This window comes from Pseudomonas capsici, from assembly GCF_017165765.1.
In the GTDB taxonomy this organism is placed as follows: domain Bacteria; phylum Pseudomonadota; class Gammaproteobacteria; order Pseudomonadales; family Pseudomonadaceae; genus Aquipseudomonas; species Aquipseudomonas capsici.
Window position 1 is genome coordinate 647,177 of the sequence record NZ_JAFGZD010000001.1, and the last position, 20,472, is coordinate 667,648.

A 20,472-nucleotide genomic window follows, 5' to 3' on the forward strand; every position below is an offset into this window, starting at 1 on the left:
GTCTTTTGCATTGATCTCGTTACATGCCCGGATTTAAAAATTACAGCAGAAAACCGCCGTAACTTTTGCTTGTCGGCAGGTATTTCTGCGTCTCAAAGGAGCCGTTCCATGTATTACCGTTCACGGTCACTGCTGGCTGCCGCTGTGGTGGCGGCAATGACGCAACTTCCTGCGCAAGCCGAAGACGCTTCCCCGAGTACCGACGATGACACACGCCTTGGCGCCGTACTGGTGACCGGCACACGAGGCAAGGCCCGTACCGTTCTGGATTCGCCCGTGCCGGTGGATGTCCTGACTGCCGATGATCTCAAATCCGCAGGAGCAGGCGGTGGTGAACTGGGTCAGGCGTTGCAGACGCTCTTGCCGTCATTCAGTTTTCCCCGCCAGTCCAACTCCGGCGGTGCGGACCATGTAAGGGCTGCGCAGTTGCGGGGCATGAGTCCCGATCAGGTGCTGGTGCTGGTCAACGGCAAACGGCGTCATACTTCGGCACTGGTCAACGATTCCTCGAAGATCGGTCGCGGCACCGCGCCGGTGGATTTCAACTCGATCCCCATCAGTGCGATCAAACGCATCGAAGTGCTGCGCGACGGAGCCGGTGCGCAATATGGTTCCGATGCGATTGCCGGCGTGATCAATATCATCCTCGACGATGCTCCCGAGGGCGGCGAAGTCTCGACTACCTATGGCGCTTACCACACGCGCCAGGATGCTATCGGCAAGACCACCACCGATGGTCGCAACTCGCTGACGACGGCCAAGATCGGCACCCGCTTGGGTGAAGAGGGCGGTTTTATCCGTGGCGGCACCGAATACAAGGATCGAGATCCTACCAACCGGGCCGGCTTCGACGGTTTTGCCGATACCCCGGGCCAGCGCAACTATGTCATGGGTGACGGCGTGGCACGGGACATCAATGCCTGGTTCAACAGCGAACTGCCGCTGGGCAATGGCAAGGCTTATTCATTTGGCACCTACAACGAACGGCACACTACGGGGGCGGAGTTTTACCGCTACCCCAGCGATCAGCCGCAGTTCTATCCCGACGGCTATCTGCCGCAGTCGCTGGGCGACAATAAGGACCTGTCGGCCACTGTCGGCTTCAAGGGCCTGATCGGTGAGCAGTGGGACTTCGACAGCAGCCTCACTCATGGCCGTAATCACTTTGAATCGGCCACCCAGCGTACTCTCAACGTAGCTCTGGGAGCCGACTCACCGACCCGCTTCGATACCGGAACGTACGAACTGCGCCAGACTACCGCCAATCTGGATTTCACTCGAGAGCTGCGCCTGGCAGGTCGTCCTTTCGTACTGGCTCTGGGCAGTGAATACCGCTACGAAAACTACCTGACCTATGCCGGCGACGAGGCTTCGTATTTCGGTACCGGGGCCGATGGGGCCAACGGCTTGCGTCCGAGCGAAGAGGTTGATCTGGACCGCAATGTATTCGGCACCTATGTCGAATTGTCCGGCGATCTGACCGACCGATTGTTTGTCGATGCGGCGACGCGCTGGGAGCGCTATGACGATGCGGGCAGCAAGCTCACCGGCAAGCTGAGCGGCCGCTACCGCCTGACCGAGCAACTGGCCTTGCGCGGCGCTGTCTCGAACAACTTCCGGGCACCGTCCCTGGCGCAGGTGGGTTTTCAGAACACCACCAGCAACTTCGGTACCGGCGGCACGCTGACTGATATCCGGGTGCTGTCGGTCAACGACCCGATAGCTCGCGCTCTGGGTGCCGAGGATTTGAAACCGGAAACCTCGAAGAACTTCAGCCTCGGCCTGACCGCGCAGTTGAGTGAGCGTTTCGATGCGTCCTTCGATGTGTTCCGCATCGACGTCAAGGACCGCATTACCCTGTCGCAACGCATTGGCAGCGATGCGCTGGAGCAGTACATCAACGATAACCTCGGAGTCGCCGGGGTGCATGATGTGAACTTCTTTACCAATGCCGCCGATACTCGCACTGACGGAGCCGAACTGGTGCTCAACTACCGTCAGCCCTTTCTGGACGGGCAACTGGGCCTGACCACGGCATACACCTGGAATCACACCAAAGTCACCAAGACCAAAGGCACTCCGTCGCAGTTGAGCAATCTCGGCATCGGCAGCGATGCGCTGGTGGGTGTTGAGGAGCGCAACACTCTGACCGATGCGGCACCCAGGGACCGCTTCGTGCTTTCCGCAAACTGGGCCAGCCAGCACTGGGGGCTGCTCGGTCGCCTGACGCGCCAGGGCAAGACCACCCGCGTATTCGATTTCGGAGATTCCCAGCCTGAGCAGACCTATGATGCTGTCTGGCAACTGGATGCCGAGGTGCAGTACAAGTTCACGCCCAGATTCGATATTGCCCTGGGTGGCAACAACCTGACCGACCGATATCCGGAGCGCTCCAGCTCCGAGATCAACTACGGGGGTAACCTGCCGTATGACGTACTGTCGCCGATTGGTACCAATGGCGCGTATTACTACGCCAGGGTGACTTACGGATTCTGATGGGTTGTCACGAGAAACGCCGCCTTGATAAGGGCGGCGTTTGGGTTCAGAAGGAAATCTCTGCCGGTTGCGACAAACGCAATACAGAAAGATCGCCGGTTACGCGCTTCCAGGCCAGGCGAATGGCCTCGATGTTCTCGCGGTTCCTGGCGGTATTTTCATGCAGGATCACGATCACCCGGGTATTGAGTCGTTCCGGTTGTGTAGCGCCTTTATCCCGCCACTGGCCGTAGGCATCGAGTGTCGTAAAACCATCGGGGAAACGTGGCGTGACTTCCTTGTCCAGAAACTCCCGCCAGCGCGCCACATTCGCCTGATCCTTCTCGCTGTCCAGCAACCCCAGCGAAAAATACAATTCCGTGCGTAGCCACGTCGCCTGGGGTGGACGGCTACTGTCGCCCTGCAAGGTGGAAGTGCCTGGGTCAGTCGTGTGGACGGGAAGAACGGGAGAGGCAGAACAGCCGACCAGCAGCATCAGCAGGCCGGGTAATAACACGCGTGGCAACATCAGGGATTCCTGCAGTGGCATCAATAAAGAGTCTCACTATAAGAAGCCGGGTTAATGGTTAGAAATAATAAAAAACCTGTTTTCTGGAGCAAAAAGAATAAGCAAATCCACCCCCCTCGGCAGGAGCGAATTCATTGGCGAGACGTCATTGAAGGCGTTCAAGTCAGTTCGCCAATGAATTCGCTCCTACTGCTCAATGGGCCTTGCTGGCTGCCGCTACCGAATCTTCGAAACGCTCCAGAACCATGCCCACTTCCTGCTCGCTGATGGTCAGTGCCGGCAGGAAGCGCAGCACGGAGCTGTGGCGTCCCCCGGTTTCGATAATCAGGCCATTCTCGAAGCAGTTGAGCTTGATGGCGCGTGCCAGTTGCGAATGTCCCGGTCCGGTGCGTCCCTTTTCCTTGGGGTGAGTGACCTCGACCCCGAGCATCAGGCCGCGACCACGCACTTCGGCCAGGGCCGGGTAGCGTTGGGCAATGTCTCTGAGACCGCTGGCAAGTATTTCGCCTCGCGCTGCCGCCTGGGCTGCCAGGTTTTGTGATTGCACATGGCGGATAGTCGCAGCCCCCGCCACCATTGCAATCTGATTGCCACGGAAAGTACCCGCATGCATGCCGGCGCTCCAGGTATCCAGGTGCTCGGCAAAGACGATCACTGACATCGGATAACCGCCACCAATGGCCTTGGACAGCACCAGAATGTCCGGGACGATTCCGGAGTGTTCAATGGCAAAGGTGCTGCCGGTACGGCCCAGGCCGGTCTGTACTTCATCGATGATCAACAGGATTTCCTGCTCGCGGGTGATCTCGCGCAACTCGCGCAGCCAGTTTGCCGATGCGGGAATGCAGCCGCCTTCGCCCTGAATCACTTCGACGATCACTGCCGCCGGTTTCTGGACGCCGCCTTCGGGATCGCTGAGCACCGTGCGGATATATTCGATAGACAGTTGGTCGGTCTGTGCGCCATCGGTACCGAAGGGGCAGCGCAGTGCATAAGGAAAGGGCAGGAAGTGCGTACCGGGGTTGACCGCCCCCGTATTGATCTTGGGTTTGAGATTGCCCATGGCCGACAGGGCGCCTGCGGTCATGCCGTGATAGCCGCCATGGAACGCCATCAGCGGAGTGCGCTGGGTGTAATGACGGGCCAGCTTGATGGCGGCTTCCACCGCATCCGAGCCGCTGGGGCCGCAGAACAGGATCTTGCTGTTATTGCGCATTGGCGCGGGCAAGGTAGAGAACAGTGCCTGCACGAATTCATGTTTGGCAGGTGTGGCAAGGTCCAGGCCCTGTTGCAGTTGATCGGTATCTAGGAACTGAAGCACGGCTTCGCGGACAACGGCAGGATTGTGACCCAGGGCAAGGGTGCCGGCATTGGCCAGACAGTCAAGGTACTCACGTCCCTGATCATCCTTGATACGTGAACCGTTACCGCTGACGAACAGGCGCTGGAATGTGGCCGCGTATGTCCTTGCGTTGGATTCGACTTTTTTCAGATAGCTCAACTCTTGCATAGTCGGTCACTCGTTTGCCTTGAGAAATGGCATCTCCTGCGAGTCGTTCGATACCCGCGCGATGTGATAGCGATTCTGCTGCACAGGTCATGGACCGACAATTTCCCACGGGACAATGTCCCCGCTTTCCGCGCCAGACAGTCATTGCGTCAAACGTTTCAATAGCGCCGTCAATGCAGCCGAGCGCCTGACCCAACGTCCAGGCATCAAGAGGACGTCATGGATATCTTCAAAACGGCAGCGAAATCGTCACTGCCGATACTCATTGCCCTGATTGCCAGCGGCTGTGTGATGGGACCCGATTATCAGCCTCCGGCAGTTTCCATCCCTGCGCACTGGCATGCACCTTTGCCCCACGATGCCAGCGTCAAGACGCTGTCCGGTTGGTGGCAGCAATTCAATGACCCGCAACTGGAGCAACTGCTGCAATGGGCGGAAGCCGATAGTCCTACGCTCGATCAGGCATGGGCGAACATCCAGCAGGCCAGGGCGACTCTGGCAGTGAGCGATGCCGATGCATCTCCGACCTTGCGAGGATCACTGGCGCGCAACCGTACCGGAGAGCGTCAGGACGGTAGCGGTCAGACGTACTCCAGCTCTTCGGCCGGACTCGATGCCGCATGGGAGCTGGATCTGTTCGGCAAATTCCGGCGCAACCGTGAAGCCGCGAGCAATCGCATCCAGGCCAGGGTCGATGACTGGCATGACGCACGAGTGTCGCTGGCTGCCGAAGTGGCCGATGACTATGTTCAATATCGAGGCTGCCAGCGTCTGGTCCTGGCTTATCAGGAGCAGCTCGACTCGCAACGCCAGACCGCCGAGCTCACCGGGCTGTCCCTCAAGGCCGGCTTCACTGCACCTGCCGATCTGGTTCTGACCCAGGCGTCTGCGGCCAGCAGTCAGTCGACCCTGATCAATCAGCGCAGCGAGTGTGAATTACTGCTCAAGCAACTGACCCAACTGACCGGCAGCGATGAAGACCGCGTGCGGGAATTGCTGGGCCAGGCCCCGGCAATACTGCCGTCGCCAGCCCGACTGGACGTCCATTCCATTCCCGCCGATCTGATCCGTCAGCGACCCGATCTGGCCTCGCGAGAGCGCGAACTGGCCGCTGCCAGCGCAGATATTGGCGTGGCCGAAGCACAGCGCTGGCCAAGTCTGAGCCTTTCCGGTTCGTTCGCTGTCGGGACCAGCAATGGACAGTTGCTGCGTAACTGGACTGTGGGGCCTGCGCTGTCTTTGCCGCTGCTCGATGGTGGCCTTGGTCGCGCCACGGTCAAGAGTGCCGAGGCGGCCTATGACTCGGCACTGGCGGCTTACCGACAGACCTTGCGCACCTCCGTGGGTGAAGTGGAGCAGGCATTGGTCCGACTTGATGCGGCCCGACGCCGTGAAGCCGATGTGGAGCGGGCGACACAGGGCTATAGCGAATACTTTCAGGCCGTGGACAAGTCCTGGCAGGCCGGTGGCGTGAGCATTCTGGACCGGGAAGTGGCCCGGCGTTCCGCACTGGATGCCCAGATCGAACTGATCACCTTGCAGCAGGAGCAGGTCCGTTACTGGATTGCTCTCTACAAGGCTCTGGGCGGTGGATGGCAGGACAGCCCTGAAAATCAGTCAGTTGCGCAGGCCTCGGGAGGAAAGCGATCTTGAGTTCCGGTCGTCGCAAGCTTGTCTGGATCCTGCTGGCACTGGGTATTGCTCTGGCGCTGGTGTCTGTGATTCGCAGTCGTTCCGAGACACCGGTCGTCGAGCCGGTCAGTAATCTCAGCAGTCTCAGTGTCGAGGTCACTCGGGCGCAGTGGCGTCCCTGGCCTAATGAACTGACGGCAAGCGGTCGCCTCTTGCCCTGGCAGGAGGCGTTGATCAGTGCCGAAACCGGCAGCCTGCGGATCGCCACTGTCGATGCGGATATCGGCGACCGGGTGCGCAAGGGACAAGTGCTGGCCACTCTCGCCCAGGACAGCCTGCTGGCCGAGCAGAGCAGGCAGCAGGCAACTGTCGAGCAGGCTCGGGCCAATCTGCAAAAGGCGCAATCCGATGTGCGTCGTGCCGAGGTGGTGGGTGTGACCGGTGTCTTGTCCGCTCAGCAAAGCGAGCAGTACCGGATCGCACTTGCCACCGCCAAGGCCGAACTGGGCGTTGCAACCGCGGATATGCAGAGTATCCGTATCCGCCTTGGCCAGACCCGGATTGTGGCGGTCGATGATGGCGTCATCTCATCGCGGACTGCGCTGCTGGGCAACGTGGTGAGTGCCGGGACCGAACTGTTCCGACTGGTACGAGAAGGTCGTATCGAGTGGCAGGCCGAGCTCGATGCCCGGCAATTGCTTCAGGTCAAGACTGGGCAGCATGCACAACTGACGTTGCCCGACGGTCAGTCGGTGGCCGGTCAGGTTCGCCTGCTATCTCCCATCCTCGATAACAACACCGGTCGGGCATTGGTGTACGTCGCTCTTACACCGGGCAGTGCGGCACGTTCGGGCATGTATGCCACTGGCCGTATCGAGTTGCCTGCGCAACCTGCGCTGACGGTGCCGGATACCGCCGTGTTTCTGCGCGATGGCCGTTCCTGGGTATTCACTGTCGATGCGGATGAGCGCGTTGCGCAGCGTCAGGTACAAGTCGGGCGTCGTCGGGACAATGCCGTGGAAATCGTTTCCGGGCTGGACGAACGGCAAACCATCGTGCGCTCCGGCGGTGCCTTCCTCAGTGAGGGGGCCCATGTAACGCCGGTGGCAAGCGGGGCTGTTCAGCCATGACGCTGTCGTCCCTGTCCATCCGCTTTCCGGTCCCGGCCATCATGCTGTTCATCCTGCTGGGGGTGTTGGGCTTCATCGGTCTGCAGCGGTTGGGTATTCAGGACTTTCCGGACCTTGATCTGCCCACGGTCACCATCAGTGCGTCCCTTGAAGGGGCTGCTCCCGAGCAACTGGAAACCGAGGTGGCTCGCAAGCTCGAGGACCGGCTTTCATCGTTGCGCCTGCTCAAGCATGTCACCACGACCATCACCTCGGGCAGTGTGCAGATCAATGTCAGCTTCGCTATCGAAAAGGACGGCAACGAAGCGCTCAACGAAGTCCGCAATGTGGTGGACAGTGCCATGGCGGAACTGCCCGCCAGCCTGGACACCCCCAGCGTCTCGCGGATGACGATTCATGACACGCCGGTGCTGACTTATGTCATCGACGCACCGGGCATGGACGAAGAGGCGCTTTCCTGGTTTGTCGACAATGAACTGAGCAAGCACCTGCAGGAGGTCAAGGGCGTTGCCCAGGTATTGCGGGTCGGCGGCGTCGAGCGTGAAGTCCAGGTGGACCTCGATCCGACCATGATGGCCGGGCTGGGCCTGGGAGTCGCTGCTGTCGAGACGCAACTCAAGGCCATGGAAATCGATAACTCCGGCGGGATGGCGGAGCTGGGTGGCGCACGCATGGCGGTGCGTACTCTGGGCGGTATCGAGGACCCTCAGGCATTGGGCGCGGTTGATGTGCCGACTGGCGATGGTCGTTCCTTTGCGCTGCGCCAGTTGGCGACGATCCGCGACCATCATGCCGAGCGTCACTCACTGGCATTCCTGGACGGCAAGCCGGTAATCGGTGTTCAGGTTATCCGTTCTCTGGGGTTTTCCGATGTCAGCATGGCCCGTGGCATCCGTGAGGCCGTGGCGGACTTCGTGGCCCGGCAGCCGGGTATCAGTCTGACTGAAATCAGTGACAGCTCGGCCTCGGTGCTGGAGAACTACCACGACTCCATGAATCTGCTGTACGAAGGGATTCTGCTGGCAGTGCTGGTGGTGTGGTGGTTCCTGCGCGATCCGCGGGCCATGCTGATCGTTGCAACTGCATTGCCGCTGTCGATCATCCCCACGTTTGGCTTGATGTATTTCGCCGGTTTTACCCTCAATACCGTTTCCTTGCTGGCCCTGGCGTTGATCATCGGCATTCTGGTGGACGATGCGATTGTCGAGGTGGAGAACATCGCCCGGCATCTGCGCATGGGCAAAAGCCCCCGGGAAGCGGCCATGGAGGCGGCAGATGAAATCGGCCTGGCGGTGATCGCGACTACTGTCACCCTGGTTGCGGTATTTCTGCCGACTGCGTTCATGGGCGGCGTTGCGGGCAAGTTGTTTGTGCAGTTCGGGGTCACGGCTTCGGCGGCGCTGCTGTTCTCGCTGATGGTGGCGCGTCTGTTGACGCCGATGATGGCGGCGGCCTTTCTCAAGCCCGTGGAGCACATCGAGCAGGATGGCTGGCTGATGCGCCGCTATCTGGTGTGGATTCACCGCAGCCTCGAATGGCGCAAGACCACCATGGCGCTGGCCGGGTTGTTCTTTGCCGGCTCGCTGGCGCTGATCGGCTTCTTGCCCACCAGTTTCCTGCCGGCTCAGGACATTGCCCGATCCACCATTACCCTGGAATTGCCGCCGGGGGCCACTCTTGAGCAGACCGCCAGCCTGGCTCGAGATGCCAGCACCCGCCTGAAATCGATCCAGGGTATCCGGCATATCTTTGCCATGGCGGGAACGGCAGGCAGCGAAGCGGGGGATGGCGCAGCCGTCAACCGGGCGACGCTGACGGTTGAGCTGGCTCGACGCCAGGATCGCGAACTCAGCCAGACCGAACTGGAGGCCCGCATGCGCGATGCCTTGCGCCCGCTGCCGGGGGCTCGCATCAGTGTGGGCGGCGATGGTAATGGCGAAAAGCTCGATATCGTCCTGGCCAGTGAAGACGGGGATCTGCTGGAGCGAACCGCGCAGGCTCTCGAACCTCAACTGCGCCAACTGAGCGGTGTGGGCAATATTGCTTCCAGTGCCTCGCTGCAGGCTCCGGAAGTACAGTTCCGGCCCGATTACACAAGGGCTGCCCAGTTGGGGGTCACCAGTCAGCAGATTGCCGACACTCTGCGTCTGGCCACCTATGGCAACTATTCCTCGGCATTGGGCAAGATCAATCTTTCCCAGCGTCAGGTGAATCTCAGGGTTCGCATGAGCCCCGACTTGCGGGGTGATCTCGAGCGCATTGGCCAGTTGCGCGTCAATGGCCGGGATGGCCAGGTGGCGCTGGCTTCCCTGGGTGAACTGAGTACCGGCAGCGGACCGGCACAGATCGATCGTCTGGACCGCCAGCGCTATGTCACGCTCTCTGTCGAACTCAATGGCCGCAGCCTGGGCGAAGTGATGAATCAGGCCCGTCAGTTGCCGGGGCTTGCGCATCTGCCTGCCGGTGTCCGGCTGGTGGAGCAGGGCGAAGTGCAGTTGATGAGCGAGCTGTTCGGCAGCTTCGGTCTGACCATGGCCATCGGTGTGTTCTGCATCTATGCGGTGCTGGTGCTGCTGTTTCACGACTTCCTGCAGCCAGCCACCATTCTTTCCGCGTTGCCTCTTTCCCTGGGCGGTGCATTGCTGGGGCTGCTGGCCTGCGACCTGAGTTTTTCCCTGTCTTCGGTCATCGGTCTGCTGATGCTCATGGGCATCGTCACCAAGAATTCGATCCTGCTGGTGGACTACGCCATTCTCGCGCGCCGGGATTTCGGCATGAGCCGTTATGACGCGCTGCTCGATGCCTGTCACAAGCGTGCGCGGCCCATTCTGATGACCACCATCGCCATGGGCGCCGGGATGCTGCCGACCGCCATCGGCGTGGGGGCCGATCCGGGATTCAGGCAGCCGATGGCGGTGGTGGTGATCGGCGGACTGCTGACTTCTACCGTGCTCAGTCTGCTGGTGATTCCAGTGATCTTTACCTATGTGGACGACCTGCTGCAGCTCTTCAAGCGCGCAACGAAGGCTTTTCATCATGGCCACTGACCGATCCGGATCCGCTGTTCCAATCAACGCTAAAACCGAATGAGGACATCAACATGAGTGGTTCAATCTTTCTGACGCTGCTTGCCGTGCTCGCGGTTCCAGGCCCGACCAATTCGCTATTGTTCCAGACCGGGATGAACCGGGGTTTCAATGCGAAGTCATTGCTGTGGGTGGGGGCAGAGTGGCTGGCCTATATGATTCAGATCACGGCCTGGGGCCTGACCCTGGACCGGGTCGCCCGCGATTACCCCTGGGTGGCGACGCTCAGCAAGGCCTTTGCCGTGTGCTTCCTGTTCTATATCGCAATGAAGCTCTGGTCCATGGCGCGTGCGGCTCAACACGTCGATGATGCGCCGGGCCTTTCACCGACAGGTCTGTTCGTTGCGACACTGACCAATCCCAAGGGATTGTTCTTCGCCTCGTTCGTGGCACCTGCCGGTACTTTCCTGAGCAGTGCGGATTACCTGGCATTCATGAGCACCTTTACCGCTGTCGTCCTGCCGGTCGGTTCGGCCTGGGTCATCTTCGGTGCCTGCTTCGGCAGCCGCTTGAGCTCTCCGCGCTCGTCGCGTCTGCTGAACAAGGGCGTTTCCATGGTGATCGGTCTGTTCGCGACTGGTCTGCTTTACAACCTGGCCTCGCATTCGTTTACCGCCTGATGGGCTCTGTCCTCGTTAAGTGTTGTGGTGTCTCTGGTACAGCGCTGGTAATTCTGTGGGAGTTCGCCCGCCGCCCCGGATCCGTGCCTCCACTCAGCCTTCACCAACGTCGCGTTCTGCGGTGCTATCACGACCGCGGCAAAGAGCTTTCTGCTTTTGCTTGTGCTTTTTTGAACCGAGATAGCCCAGACGCCGCCGATTGCGACGTAAGGGAAGGCCGAGTGGAGGTATTGCGTAGTGGGTTGCGAGGCAGGACGCCGAGCAAGCGCCGCAGGGCCATGGAAGGCCCTTCGGCGCGTACCCACGGAGCAATGCCGGAGCGCAGGGAACCCCGCCGTCAGGCGGGGCCGAACCGGAGCCCATGGTTTTCCCCTCTTTTGCCGAAACAAAAGAGGGCCGCCGTAAAGGCGGAACCGTAGAACCCGCACATACCGATAATGGATATGTCCACCGGAGCGCGTTTTACCACACGAAAAATACTTTTAATTCATGGTCTTGCGTCTTGTTTGATGAGAGGCAGCTTGCTGGCGACAACGGTGAAGTCGCCAGCAAGCTGCCTCCCACAGTTCTATGGCGGACTTGCAAAACTTAATGCAGACAGAGTCAACTCATTCGCGAAAAGTTGCTGATATGTATCGTCTGAAATATCAGAAGCACAAATAAAAACGATCCTGCAGAAGAGGATCGGGAAGGGAGTGGCAGGCGATTGATAGTTGTTGACTAGTTAATGCCGGTATTGAACTTGTTATTGAATGACTTCACTGGAAGAGTGCTGCGCGCGAACCAGTGAGTTGGCGGCGTAGAAGCCCAATATTCTTCGGCTCTTGGCCTGGTACTCACAAGCCACCAGAGGCGAGGCGGGCAGAGAGTCCGCCGCCCCGGCACTGATTACCTGCATCTTCCTGCCTCCCGAGCGCAGACGTACGTATTCACCGGGTTCGAAGCTGTTCATGTCATCGTCCTTTTTGCGTGAAACTGCCCAAACGTTACTTTCACGCTTGTATTCGAGCACTGCCGTGCAGGGTTGTCTGTGGTGAGAAACAGGGACAAGCCTGTCATGTTTCTTATTTGTAACTTACGTCCTGTTTCTTGTCCGGGTATCCGGTGACATACATGTACCGGAGCGCCTGATTAAAGTTCCCTCATATCTACCGAAGTCCCTGACTATTCGAGACAGAACATATGACGATTTTTGCTGGAAACAAGGCGGTCAAGTGGGTGTTGGATCGGGTGTCCAGTTATTGCGTGACTCAAGGAGCAACTGCATGAACCAGTCCCTTTCCGTGCCAAACACCTATCCACTGACCGCCGCCCAGCGCGATATCTGGCTCGATCAGGCTGTAAACAGTGATATTCCTCTCTATAACCTGGTCGGTTATGCCCCGATCAAGGGCAATATCGATGGCGAGCGTCTGCAGCGGGCAGCAGCAAAACTGATTCGTCGTCACGATGCGTTGCGAATGGTGCTGTTGCAAGGGACAGGTGACGATGGTCTGCCTGTACAGGCCTTTGTCGATCATCCATCCCTGCAGATGACGCTGCATGATTTTTCCGGGCACCAGGACCCGGACACCGCAATACGGGAATTCGTGAAAGCCCGCGGCCAGGTGCCGTTCAAGATGGACGGTTCGCCACTGGTACGCATGCAACTGCTCCGGGTCAGCGAGAACCTGAGCTGTTTTTGCCTTGAGGCCCATCACCTGGTCATCGATGGCTGGGGGATTTCGCTCCTGCTCACGGATCTGGCCGAACTCTATGAGGCAGACGATGCTGCCGACGACACGCAGGCACCGTCCTACGTTCAATTCATTCAGGACGATATCGCCTACCGGGACTCGAAGCGTTATGCCCGTGACCAGGATTACTGGCTGAACAAGTACCAGGATGTTCCCGAACCGCTTCTGGAGCCTCGCCATCGCTCAGGTACCGGCCTGGCAGGCTCGGGCCATGTATGGCGCAGTTATCCGCCTGCATTGCTGGAGCGTATCGATCAGGTCGCATCGCCTCTGCAGTGCTCGCGTTTTCAGGTGCTGATGGCAGCACTTTATGTGTACTTCATCCGTACATCGGGACGCGAAGAGCTGGTTCTCGGCCTGCCGATTCTCAACCGCTCCAACGCGAGTTTCCGCAAGACCATGGGACTGTTTACCCAGGTCAGTGCCGTGCGTCTGCAGTTCGATGCCGAACTGAGTTTCGGCGAGCTGGCGACTGAAATCGCCGGTGTTCTCAAACAGGATTACCGTAACCAGCGTTTCCCGCTGAGTGATATGAACCGGTCCCTGGGCCTGTTGCGCGATGGTCGGGGTCAGGTTTTCGATGTGTCGGTTTCCTATGAACTGACCGATCAACTCCTGACTTTCGATGGCGCTCCTTCCTACATCGTCAAATGCAGCAGCGGTTATGAGCAGACGCCGCTGGCCATCTATATCCGCTCCAATGCGCATACCGATGAATTCTTCCTAGACTTCATCTACAACGAAGCGTTTTTCCAGGCCGATGAGGTCGAAAGCCTCGCCGAGCGTTTCATGCACATTCTGGAGCAGGGACTGCAGGACCCGAGTCTTCAGGTGCGTGCCTTCAACCTGCCAACGCCTGCCGAGGCCCGGTTGCTTGAAGCATGGAACCAGAACCATGAGCAGCCTGCTGCGCAGGATTATCAGACTATCCATGGCCAGTTCGAGGCGCAGGCTCAGGCCCGTCCCGATGCAGTGGCACTGCTGCATGAAGGTCAGAGTGTCACCTACGGCCAGCTCAATGCGCAGGCCAACCAGGTTGCCCATCGCCTGCGCCAGTTGGGTGCAGGCCCCGACAATCGCGTGGGGATCTGTGTCGACCGTGGCCCGCGGATGATCATCGGTCTGCTGGGCATTCTCAAGGCCGGTGCCGGTTATGTACCGCTGGACCCGGCCTATCCCCAGGAGCGTCTGGCATTCATGCTGGAAGACAGCATGCCGCTGGCATTGTTGACCGAATCCGCACACCTGGAGCATTTGCCGGCCCATGACATTCCACTGCTGCTTCTGGATCAGCCCGAGGCAGCCGGTATTGCCGGGCAGCCTCAGGAAAATCCGCAGGTCGCCGAGCTTGATACAGGCCATCTGGCCTATGTGATCTATACCTCCGGTTCTACGGGACTGCCCAAGGGCGTGATGGTCGAGCACCGCAATGTCATGCGCCTGTTTTCGGCAACCCGGGAATGGTTCGACTTCGGGACCGATGATGTCTGGGCGCTGTTTCACTCGTTCGCCTTCGACTTCTCCGTCTGGGAAATCTGGGGCGCACTGTTGCATGGCGGCAGCCTGCTGCTGGTGCCGCAACTGACGACCCGCTCACCCGAAGCCTGTTATGAACTGCTGTGCGAGTCTGGCGTCACGGTGCTCAATCAGACGCCGAGTGCCTTCAGGCAGATCATTGCTGCCCAGGGTGAAAACCCTCGTCCTCATGCCTTGCGGCAGGTGATTTTCGGTGGTGAAGCGCTGGATACCAGCATTCTCAAACCCTGGTATGCGCGTCAGGCGAATGCCGATACGCAACTGTTCAACATGTACGGCATTACTGAAACCACCGTACACGTGACTTGTTATCCATTGAGCAAGGCCGATGTCGAAGGTGGTGTCAGCCCCATCGGCAAGCGCATTCCAGATCTGCGCCTGTATCTGCTCGATGAGCATGGCCAGCCGGTTCCGCCGGGGGGCGTGGCTGAGTTGTATGTGGGGGGTGCTGGTGTGGCGAGGGGCTACCTGAACCGTCCCGAACTCAATACAGAGCGCTTTCTGCCTGACCCTTTCGATGCCACCCCCCATGCCCGCATGTACCGCTCGGGCGACCTGGCACGCTGGACGAAAGACGGTAGCCTCGACTATCTCGGACGTAACGATGATCAGGTGAAAGTCCGTGGCTTCCGTATCGAGCTGGGGGAAATCGAAAACCGCCTGGCAGCCTGCGCCGGTATCCGCGAAGCAGTGGTGATTGCGCGTCAGGACGAGCCGGGCGACAAGCGTCTTGTCGGTTATGTGATACCTGAAGCCGGTCATTCACCGGCAGCGGCCGATCTTCGTGCCGAGCTGCTGGAAAACCTGGCCGATTACATGGTGCCCACGGCCTTTGTGCTGCTGTCCGAATTCCCATTGACCACCAACGGCAAGCTCGACCGCAAGGCCCTGCCTGTACCGGACGCCGAAGCTTTCGCTCGACGTGAATACGAAGCACCGCAAGGCCCGGTCGAAACAACTCTGGCCGGGCTGTGGAGCGAGCTGCTGGGCGTCGAGTCCATCAGCCGTCATGACCAGTTCTTCGAGCTGGGAGGTGACTCGCTGCGGGCGGTCAAGTTGATCGAGCGCATGCGCGAAGTCGGTCTGCATGTCGATGTGCGTGTGCTGTTCGGTCAGCCCACGCTGCGAGCGCTGGCTGCAACGGCAGGTTCGGGGCGTGAAGTGGCGGTGCCGGCCAACTTTATCGAGCCGGGCGTACAGCGCATTACCCCACAGATGCTGCCGCTGGCTCGTCTGAGCCAGGAGCAGATCGATACGGTGGTGGCCGCAGTGCCCGGCGGTGTCGCCAATGTCCAGGATATCTACGCTCTGGTGCCGTTGCAGGAAGGCATTCTCTATCACTACCTGTCGACTCCCGAAGGCGATCCCTATCTGCTCCAGGGCACGCTGCGCATGGACAGTCGTGCCCACGTCGATGCCTTCGTTCAGGCATTGCAGGCCGTGGTCGCACGACACGACATCCTGCGTACCTCGATTGCCTGGGAAGGTCTGGACGAGCCGGTCCAGGTCGTCTGGCGTGAAGCGCCGCTGCGGGTTCACGAGCATGTATTGCGTGTAACCGACGGGGATATTGCCGCTCAGTTGCAGGACCAACTCGATCCGCGTCATATGCGTTTCGATCTGCGTCAGGCACCGCTGCTGGAGCTTCATCTGGCAGAAGACTCCGCACGTGGTGGCTGGGTTGCGGTGATTCTCCTGCATCACCTGATCGACGATGCCACCTCGCTGCGCATTCTGGGTATGGAGATTCAGGCCCATATCGATGGACGAAGCGCCGAACTGGCGGCTTCCGTTCCGTATCGCAACTATGTGGCCCAATCCCGTCTCGGCATCAGCCGCGAGGAACACGAGGCGTTCTTCAGCTCGGCTCTGGGTGATGTGAACGAGCCGACGCTGCCGTTCGGCTTGCAGGACGTGCAGGGTGACGGCATTGCCATCGAGCAGGCGGTCGTGGCGCTTGACGATCGGCTTGCTCAGCGCCTGCGTGCCCATGCCCGTGAGCTGGGCGTCAGCAATGCCAGCATTCATCACCTGGCCTGGGGTCAGGTGGTCGGTCGCTTGTCGGGGCGTGAGGATGTGGTATTCGGGACCGTGCTGATGGGCCGCATGCAAGGCGGCCAGGATGCCGAACGCGCCCTGGGGATGTTCATCAACACGCTGCCGTTGCGCGTACCGGCCCAGGGACCGAGCGTCAGGGCCGCGATCCGCACCACCCATGACCGCCTGGCGGCCTTGCTCGGCCATGAGCATGCGCCACTGGCCCTGGCGCAACGTTGCAGTGGTGTGGCGGCGCCGACACCGCTGTTCAGTGCCTTGCTCAACTATCGCCATGCTGCGGTGGGGGCTTCTGCCGGTGAGGCCACAACCGTTCTGAAATGGGCCGGTTTCGAGCTTTCGGGCGGTGAAGAACGTACCAACTTCCCGCTGTCGCTTTCGGTCGACGACCTGGGCGAGGCCTTCAGCCTGACCGTACAGGTCGTACCGGGGATCGGTGCCCGCCGCATCGCCGATTACATGCATGCAGTCCTGGCCGAGCTGGCCGATGCACTTGACCGCACTGGCGAAGTCGAGCTGCAGAGTCTGGCCTACATGCCCGCTGCCGAGCGTCAGCAACTGCTGCATGGCTTCAATGCCTGTGATGAGGCATATGCCTCGGATCTGCTGGTGCATCAATTGTTCGAGACCCATGCCGAGCAGCAGCCGGATGCACTGGCGGTGACTTTCGAGTCGCAGCGTGTGAGCTACGGTGAGTTGAATCGTCAGGCCAACCGCATTGCTCATCGTCTGCTGGAACTGGGCGTCGGTTTCGATGACCGGGTCGCCATCTGCTGCCGCCGCAGCCCGCAAATGATTGCCGGCCTGCTGGGCATTCTCAAGGCCGGGGCAGGGTATGTGCCGCTGGACCCGGATTACCCGGCAGAACGCCTCGAATACATGCTCAGAGATTCGGCTCCCAGGGTTGTGCTCAGCCAGGCCAGCGTCGCTGAATTGTTCAAGGATTCCAGCGTGCCCGGCGTGCTGCTCGACGGCCTGAGCGAAGGTGCAGAAGAATTCAGTCGTCAGCCTGATCACAATCCGGAGCTGGCCGCCCAGGGGCTTGGGCCGCAACACCTTGCCTATGTCATTTACACCTCCGGCTCAACGGGGCAGCCCAAGGGCGTGGCGATGCCCCATGCGCCACTGGTCAACCTGATGCACTGGCAGCTTGCCGAAGGTATCAGAAGCGGCAATCCGTCCCCGGCCACCGTGCAGTTCGCGGCCCTGGGCTTCGACGTGGCGTTCCAGGAGATCTTCAGCACTCTGTGCGCCGGTGCGCCGCTGTCATTGATTCATGCCGACACCCGACTGGACCTGCGCAAGCTGTATCTGCACCTGTGCGAGGCGCGCATCGAGCGTCTGTACCTGCCATGCATCGCCCTGCAGGCCTTGGCCGAGGCATTGATCGACTATCCGGCCCTGCGTGAGCAGACCTGTGCCTTGCGCGAGATCGTCACTGCGGGTGAGCAACTGCGCATCACTGCACCGATCCGCGCCTTGTTCGAGCATTTGTCCGACTGCCGTCTGCATAACCATTACGGTCCGACCGAATCCCATGTCACCACTTCGTACACCCTGCCGGTGAGCGTAGCGGACTGGCCAACCTTGCCAGCCATCGGTGTACCGGTGGCCAATACCCGTATCTACCTGCTCGATGCACAGTTCCAGCCGGTGCCGGTGGGCGTTGCGGGTGAGATCTATATTGGCGGGACATGTGTGGCACGCGGCTACCTGAACCGTGACGACCTGACTGCCGAGCGTTTCCTTGTCGATCCTTTTGTCGAGAACGGTTCTGGCCGCCTGTACAAGACTGGTGACCTGGGGTGCCGAAGCGCCGATGGCGTCATCGAATACCTGGGCCGTAACGATGACCAGATCAAGATTCGTGGCTTCCGGGTCGAGCTGGGTGAAATCGAGTCGCGCCTGACCGATCACCTCTCGGTGCGTGATGCGGCGGTCGTGGCCCGTGAAGACAACCCTGGCGACAAGCGCCTGGTTGCCTATTTCACCCAGCAGCCAGGTCAGGAGCCGGCTTCGGTCGATGTGCTGCGGGCTCACTTGCAGGCCTGTCTGCCGGACTACATGATCCCGGCCGCTTATGTCGAACTGGAAAAGATGCCGGTATCGGCCAACGGCAAGCTGGATCGCCGTTCCTTGCCCGCGCCGGATGCCTCGGCCTTTGTCAGTCAGGCTTATGAAGCACCGCGAGGCAACATCGAAACGACCCTGGCCGGTCTCTGGTCGCAGATTCTGGGCGTCGCGCAGGTGGGGCGTCACGACCACTTCTTCGAACTGGGCGGTCACTCGCTGCTGGCGGTCAAACTGATCGAGCGCATGCGTCAACTGGATATGGATGCCGATGTTCGCGTGCTGTTCAGCCAGCCGACCCTGTCGGCCTTGGCGGCAGCGGTTGGAGGCGTCGAAGAAGCCTTGCAAATCCCGGACAACGGTATTCCCGAAGGCTGCGAGTCCATCACCGCATCCATGCTGACCTTGCTGGATCTACAGCAGAACGAAGTTGACCGGATCGTTGCCGCCATGCCGGGCGGTGCGGCCAATATTCAGGATATCTACCCGCTGGCCCCCTTGCAGGAAGGGATTCTCTATCACCACATTTCCGCGCAGCAGGGTGATCCCTACCTGCTGCAGGCTGCCTTTGCCATGGACAGCCGGGCACAGCTCGACAGCTTTATTGCAGCGTTGCAGAGCGTTATCGACCGCCACGACATTTTGCGCACTGCGCTGATCTGGGATGGCCTGGAGCAACCGCTGCAAGTGGTGCTGCGCCAGGCTCGTCTGGTCGTTGAAACCCTGGAGCTGGATGCTTCTGCGGGGGATATCGCCAGCCAGTTGCAGGCGCTGTTCGACCCGCGTGATCTGCGACTCGACCTGGGGCAGGCACCGCTGATGCGTATGGCCTGCGCTCATGACGAAGCACAGCAGCGCTGGGCTGCGATTCTGCTGTTCCACCACATTGCTCTGGACCATACCGCCCTGGAAGTGATGCAGCATGAAATGCAGCTCATTCTGAGTGGCGAAGCGACCGGGCTCGATACGCCAATGCCTTACCGGCGCTATGTCGCCCAGGCCCGGATGGCCGTCAGCCAGTCGGCTCATGAGGACTTCTTCCGCGAGATGCTGGCCGACGTCGAAGAGCCGACATTGCCGCTGGGCTTGCAGGAAGTGCAGGGTGACGGTCGCGGTGTCGAGGAAAGCCGGTTCAGGCTGGATTCGGCCCTGAGCACGCGCCTTCGTGGTCTGTCCCGCAAACTGGGTGTCAGCCCGGCAAGCCTGCACCATCTGGCCTGGGCTCAGGTGGTCGGCAATCTGTCGGGGCGCAGCGATGTGGTCTTCGGCACGGTATTGCTGGGCCGCATGCAGGCGGGCAGCGGTGCCGAGCGTGCCCTGGGGATGTTTATCAATACGCTGCCGGTGCGGGTTGCGCTGGGAGCTGTCAGTGTCAGTCAAGGCGTACGCCAGACCCATACCCGCCTGACCGCGCTCCTGGGGCACGAACATGCCTCTCTGGCGTTGGCCCAGCGTTGCAGTGGCGTGCCGGCATCCATGCCGTTGTTCAGTGCCTTGCTCAACTATCGCCATAGCCCGACCCAGTCCGACGAAGAGGTCGAGCGCTGGGGCGGCGCTGAAGTACTGGAAGTGATGGAACGGACCAACTATCCGTTCATGCTGTCGGTGGATGATCTGGGCGAAGGCTTCCTGCTCACGGTGCAGACTGTGGCCGCCATCGCTTCTCAGCGTGTTGCAGGCTACATGAACACCGCACTGGAAAGCCTGGCCGATGCTCTGGAGTCCGCGCCTGATCTGCCTTTGCATGCGCTGAAAATCCTGCCTGCACAAGAGCGCGATGAAGTGATTTTCGGCTTCAATGCCACTCAGGCTCCGTATCCACTCGATCAGACCGTTCATGGCCTGTTCGAGGCTCAGGTTGAACGTACACCGGATGCGGTTGCGCTGGTGTCTGGCGATGAGCGTCTGAGCTACGACGAACTTAATCTGCGGGCCAACTGTCTGGCGCATCACTTGCGCAGTCAGGGTGTGCAGCCGGATTCGCGGGTGGGCATCTGTGTCGAGCGTGGCACGGATATGGTGGTCGGTCTGCTGGCCATCCTCAAGGCCGGTGGCGGTTATGTACCGCTGGACCCGGCGTATCCGGCTGAGCG

9 protein-coding genes are annotated in these 20,472 nt (G+C 60.2%); 6 read left to right on the top strand and 3 right to left on the bottom strand.

Annotation, left to right across the window (positions count from 1 at the left end):
- The first annotated feature begins 108 nt into the window (after positions 1–108).
- Positions 109–2,496, top strand: a complete 2,388-nt coding sequence (locus JSY17_RS02695; protein ID WP_122370284.1) for a TonB-dependent receptor plug domain-containing protein — start codon at positions 109–111, stop codon at positions 2,494–2,496.
- 46 nt (positions 2,497–2,542) lie between these two features.
- Here JSY17_RS02695 and JSY17_RS02700 read toward each other — a convergent pair whose 3' ends face one another.
- Positions 2,543–3,004, bottom strand: coding sequence for a DUF3574 domain-containing protein (locus tag JSY17_RS02700; protein ID WP_117187231.1), 462 nt, complete (start codon positions 3,002–3,004; stop codon positions 2,543–2,545).
- 193 nt (positions 3,005–3,197) lie between these two features.
- On the bottom strand, positions 3,198–4,514 hold the full coding sequence (locus JSY17_RS02705) for a diaminobutyrate--2-oxoglutarate transaminase family protein (protein ID WP_200978685.1): 1,317 nt from the start codon (positions 4,512–4,514) through the stop codon (positions 3,198–3,200).
- Positions 4,515–4,733: 219 nt separating this feature from the next.
- On the opposite strand from JSY17_RS02705, the gene JSY17_RS02710 reads away from it, so the two are divergent.
- Genes JSY17_RS02710 through JSY17_RS02725 form a run of 4 tightly spaced genes read left to right on the top strand, consistent with a single transcriptional unit; the run spans position 4,734 to position 10,982 of the window.
- Entirely contained in the window at positions 4,734–6,167 is a 1,434-nt protein-coding gene (locus tag JSY17_RS02710; RefSeq protein WP_200978683.1) for an efflux transporter outer membrane subunit, read from the top strand.
- Positions 6,164–7,276, top strand: a complete 1,113-nt coding sequence (locus JSY17_RS02715) for an efflux RND transporter periplasmic adaptor subunit (RefSeq protein ID WP_404823323.1) — start codon at positions 6,164–6,166, stop codon at positions 7,274–7,276. The genes JSY17_RS02710 and JSY17_RS02715 overlap by 4 nt, the downstream gene beginning before the upstream one ends.
- Positions 7,273–10,323: an efflux RND transporter permease subunit gene (locus JSY17_RS02720; protein ID WP_200978682.1), complete on the top strand. Its 3,051-nt coding sequence runs from the start codon at positions 7,273–7,275 to the stop codon at positions 10,321–10,323. The genes JSY17_RS02715 and JSY17_RS02720 overlap by 4 nt, the downstream gene beginning before the upstream one ends.
- Positions 10,324–10,376: 53 nt before the next feature.
- Positions 10,377–10,982, top strand: coding sequence for a LysE family translocator (locus JSY17_RS02725; RefSeq protein WP_122371176.1), 606 nt, complete (start codon positions 10,377–10,379; stop codon positions 10,980–10,982).
- A gap of 745 nt (positions 10,983–11,727) precedes the next feature.
- On the opposite strand, the gene JSY17_RS02730 is transcribed toward JSY17_RS02725, so the two are convergent.
- Positions 11,728–11,934 carry a hypothetical protein gene (locus tag JSY17_RS02730; protein ID WP_117184176.1) on the bottom strand — a complete coding sequence of 69 codons (207 nt, stop codon included), beginning with the start codon at positions 11,932–11,934 and terminating at the stop codon, positions 11,728–11,730.
- A gap of 313 nt (positions 11,935–12,247) precedes the next feature.
- On the opposite strand from JSY17_RS02730, the gene JSY17_RS02735 reads away from it, so the two are divergent.
- A partial coding sequence (locus tag JSY17_RS02735) for a non-ribosomal peptide synthetase (RefSeq protein ID WP_206401396.1) occupies positions 12,248–20,472 on the top strand: 8,225 nt, incomplete at its 3' end.

Excerpts from the sequence above, each read along its gene's own strand:
- JSY17_RS02695 (WP_122370284.1), top strand. The coding sequence starts at position 109 with ATGTATTACCGTTCACGGTCACTGCTGGCTGCCGCTGTGGTGGCGGCA.
- JSY17_RS02700 (WP_117187231.1), bottom strand. The coding sequence starts at position 3,004 with ATGTTGCCACGCGTGTTATTACCCGGCCTGCTGATGCTGCTGGTCGGC.
- JSY17_RS02705 (WP_200978685.1), bottom strand. The coding sequence starts at position 4,514 with ATGCAAGAGTTGAGCTATCTGAAAAAAGTCGAATCCAACGCAAGGACA.
- JSY17_RS02710 (WP_200978683.1), top strand. The coding sequence starts at position 4,734 with ATGGATATCTTCAAAACGGCAGCGAAATCGTCACTGCCGATACTCATT.
- JSY17_RS02720 (WP_200978682.1), top strand. The coding sequence starts at position 7,273 with ATGACGCTGTCGTCCCTGTCCATCCGCTTTCCGGTCCCGGCCATCATG.
- JSY17_RS02725 (WP_122371176.1), top strand. The coding sequence starts at position 10,377 with ATGAGTGGTTCAATCTTTCTGACGCTGCTTGCCGTGCTCGCGGTTCCA.
- JSY17_RS02730 (WP_117184176.1), bottom strand. The coding sequence starts at position 11,934 with ATGAACAGCTTCGAACCCGGTGAATACGTACGTCTGCGCTCGGGAGGC.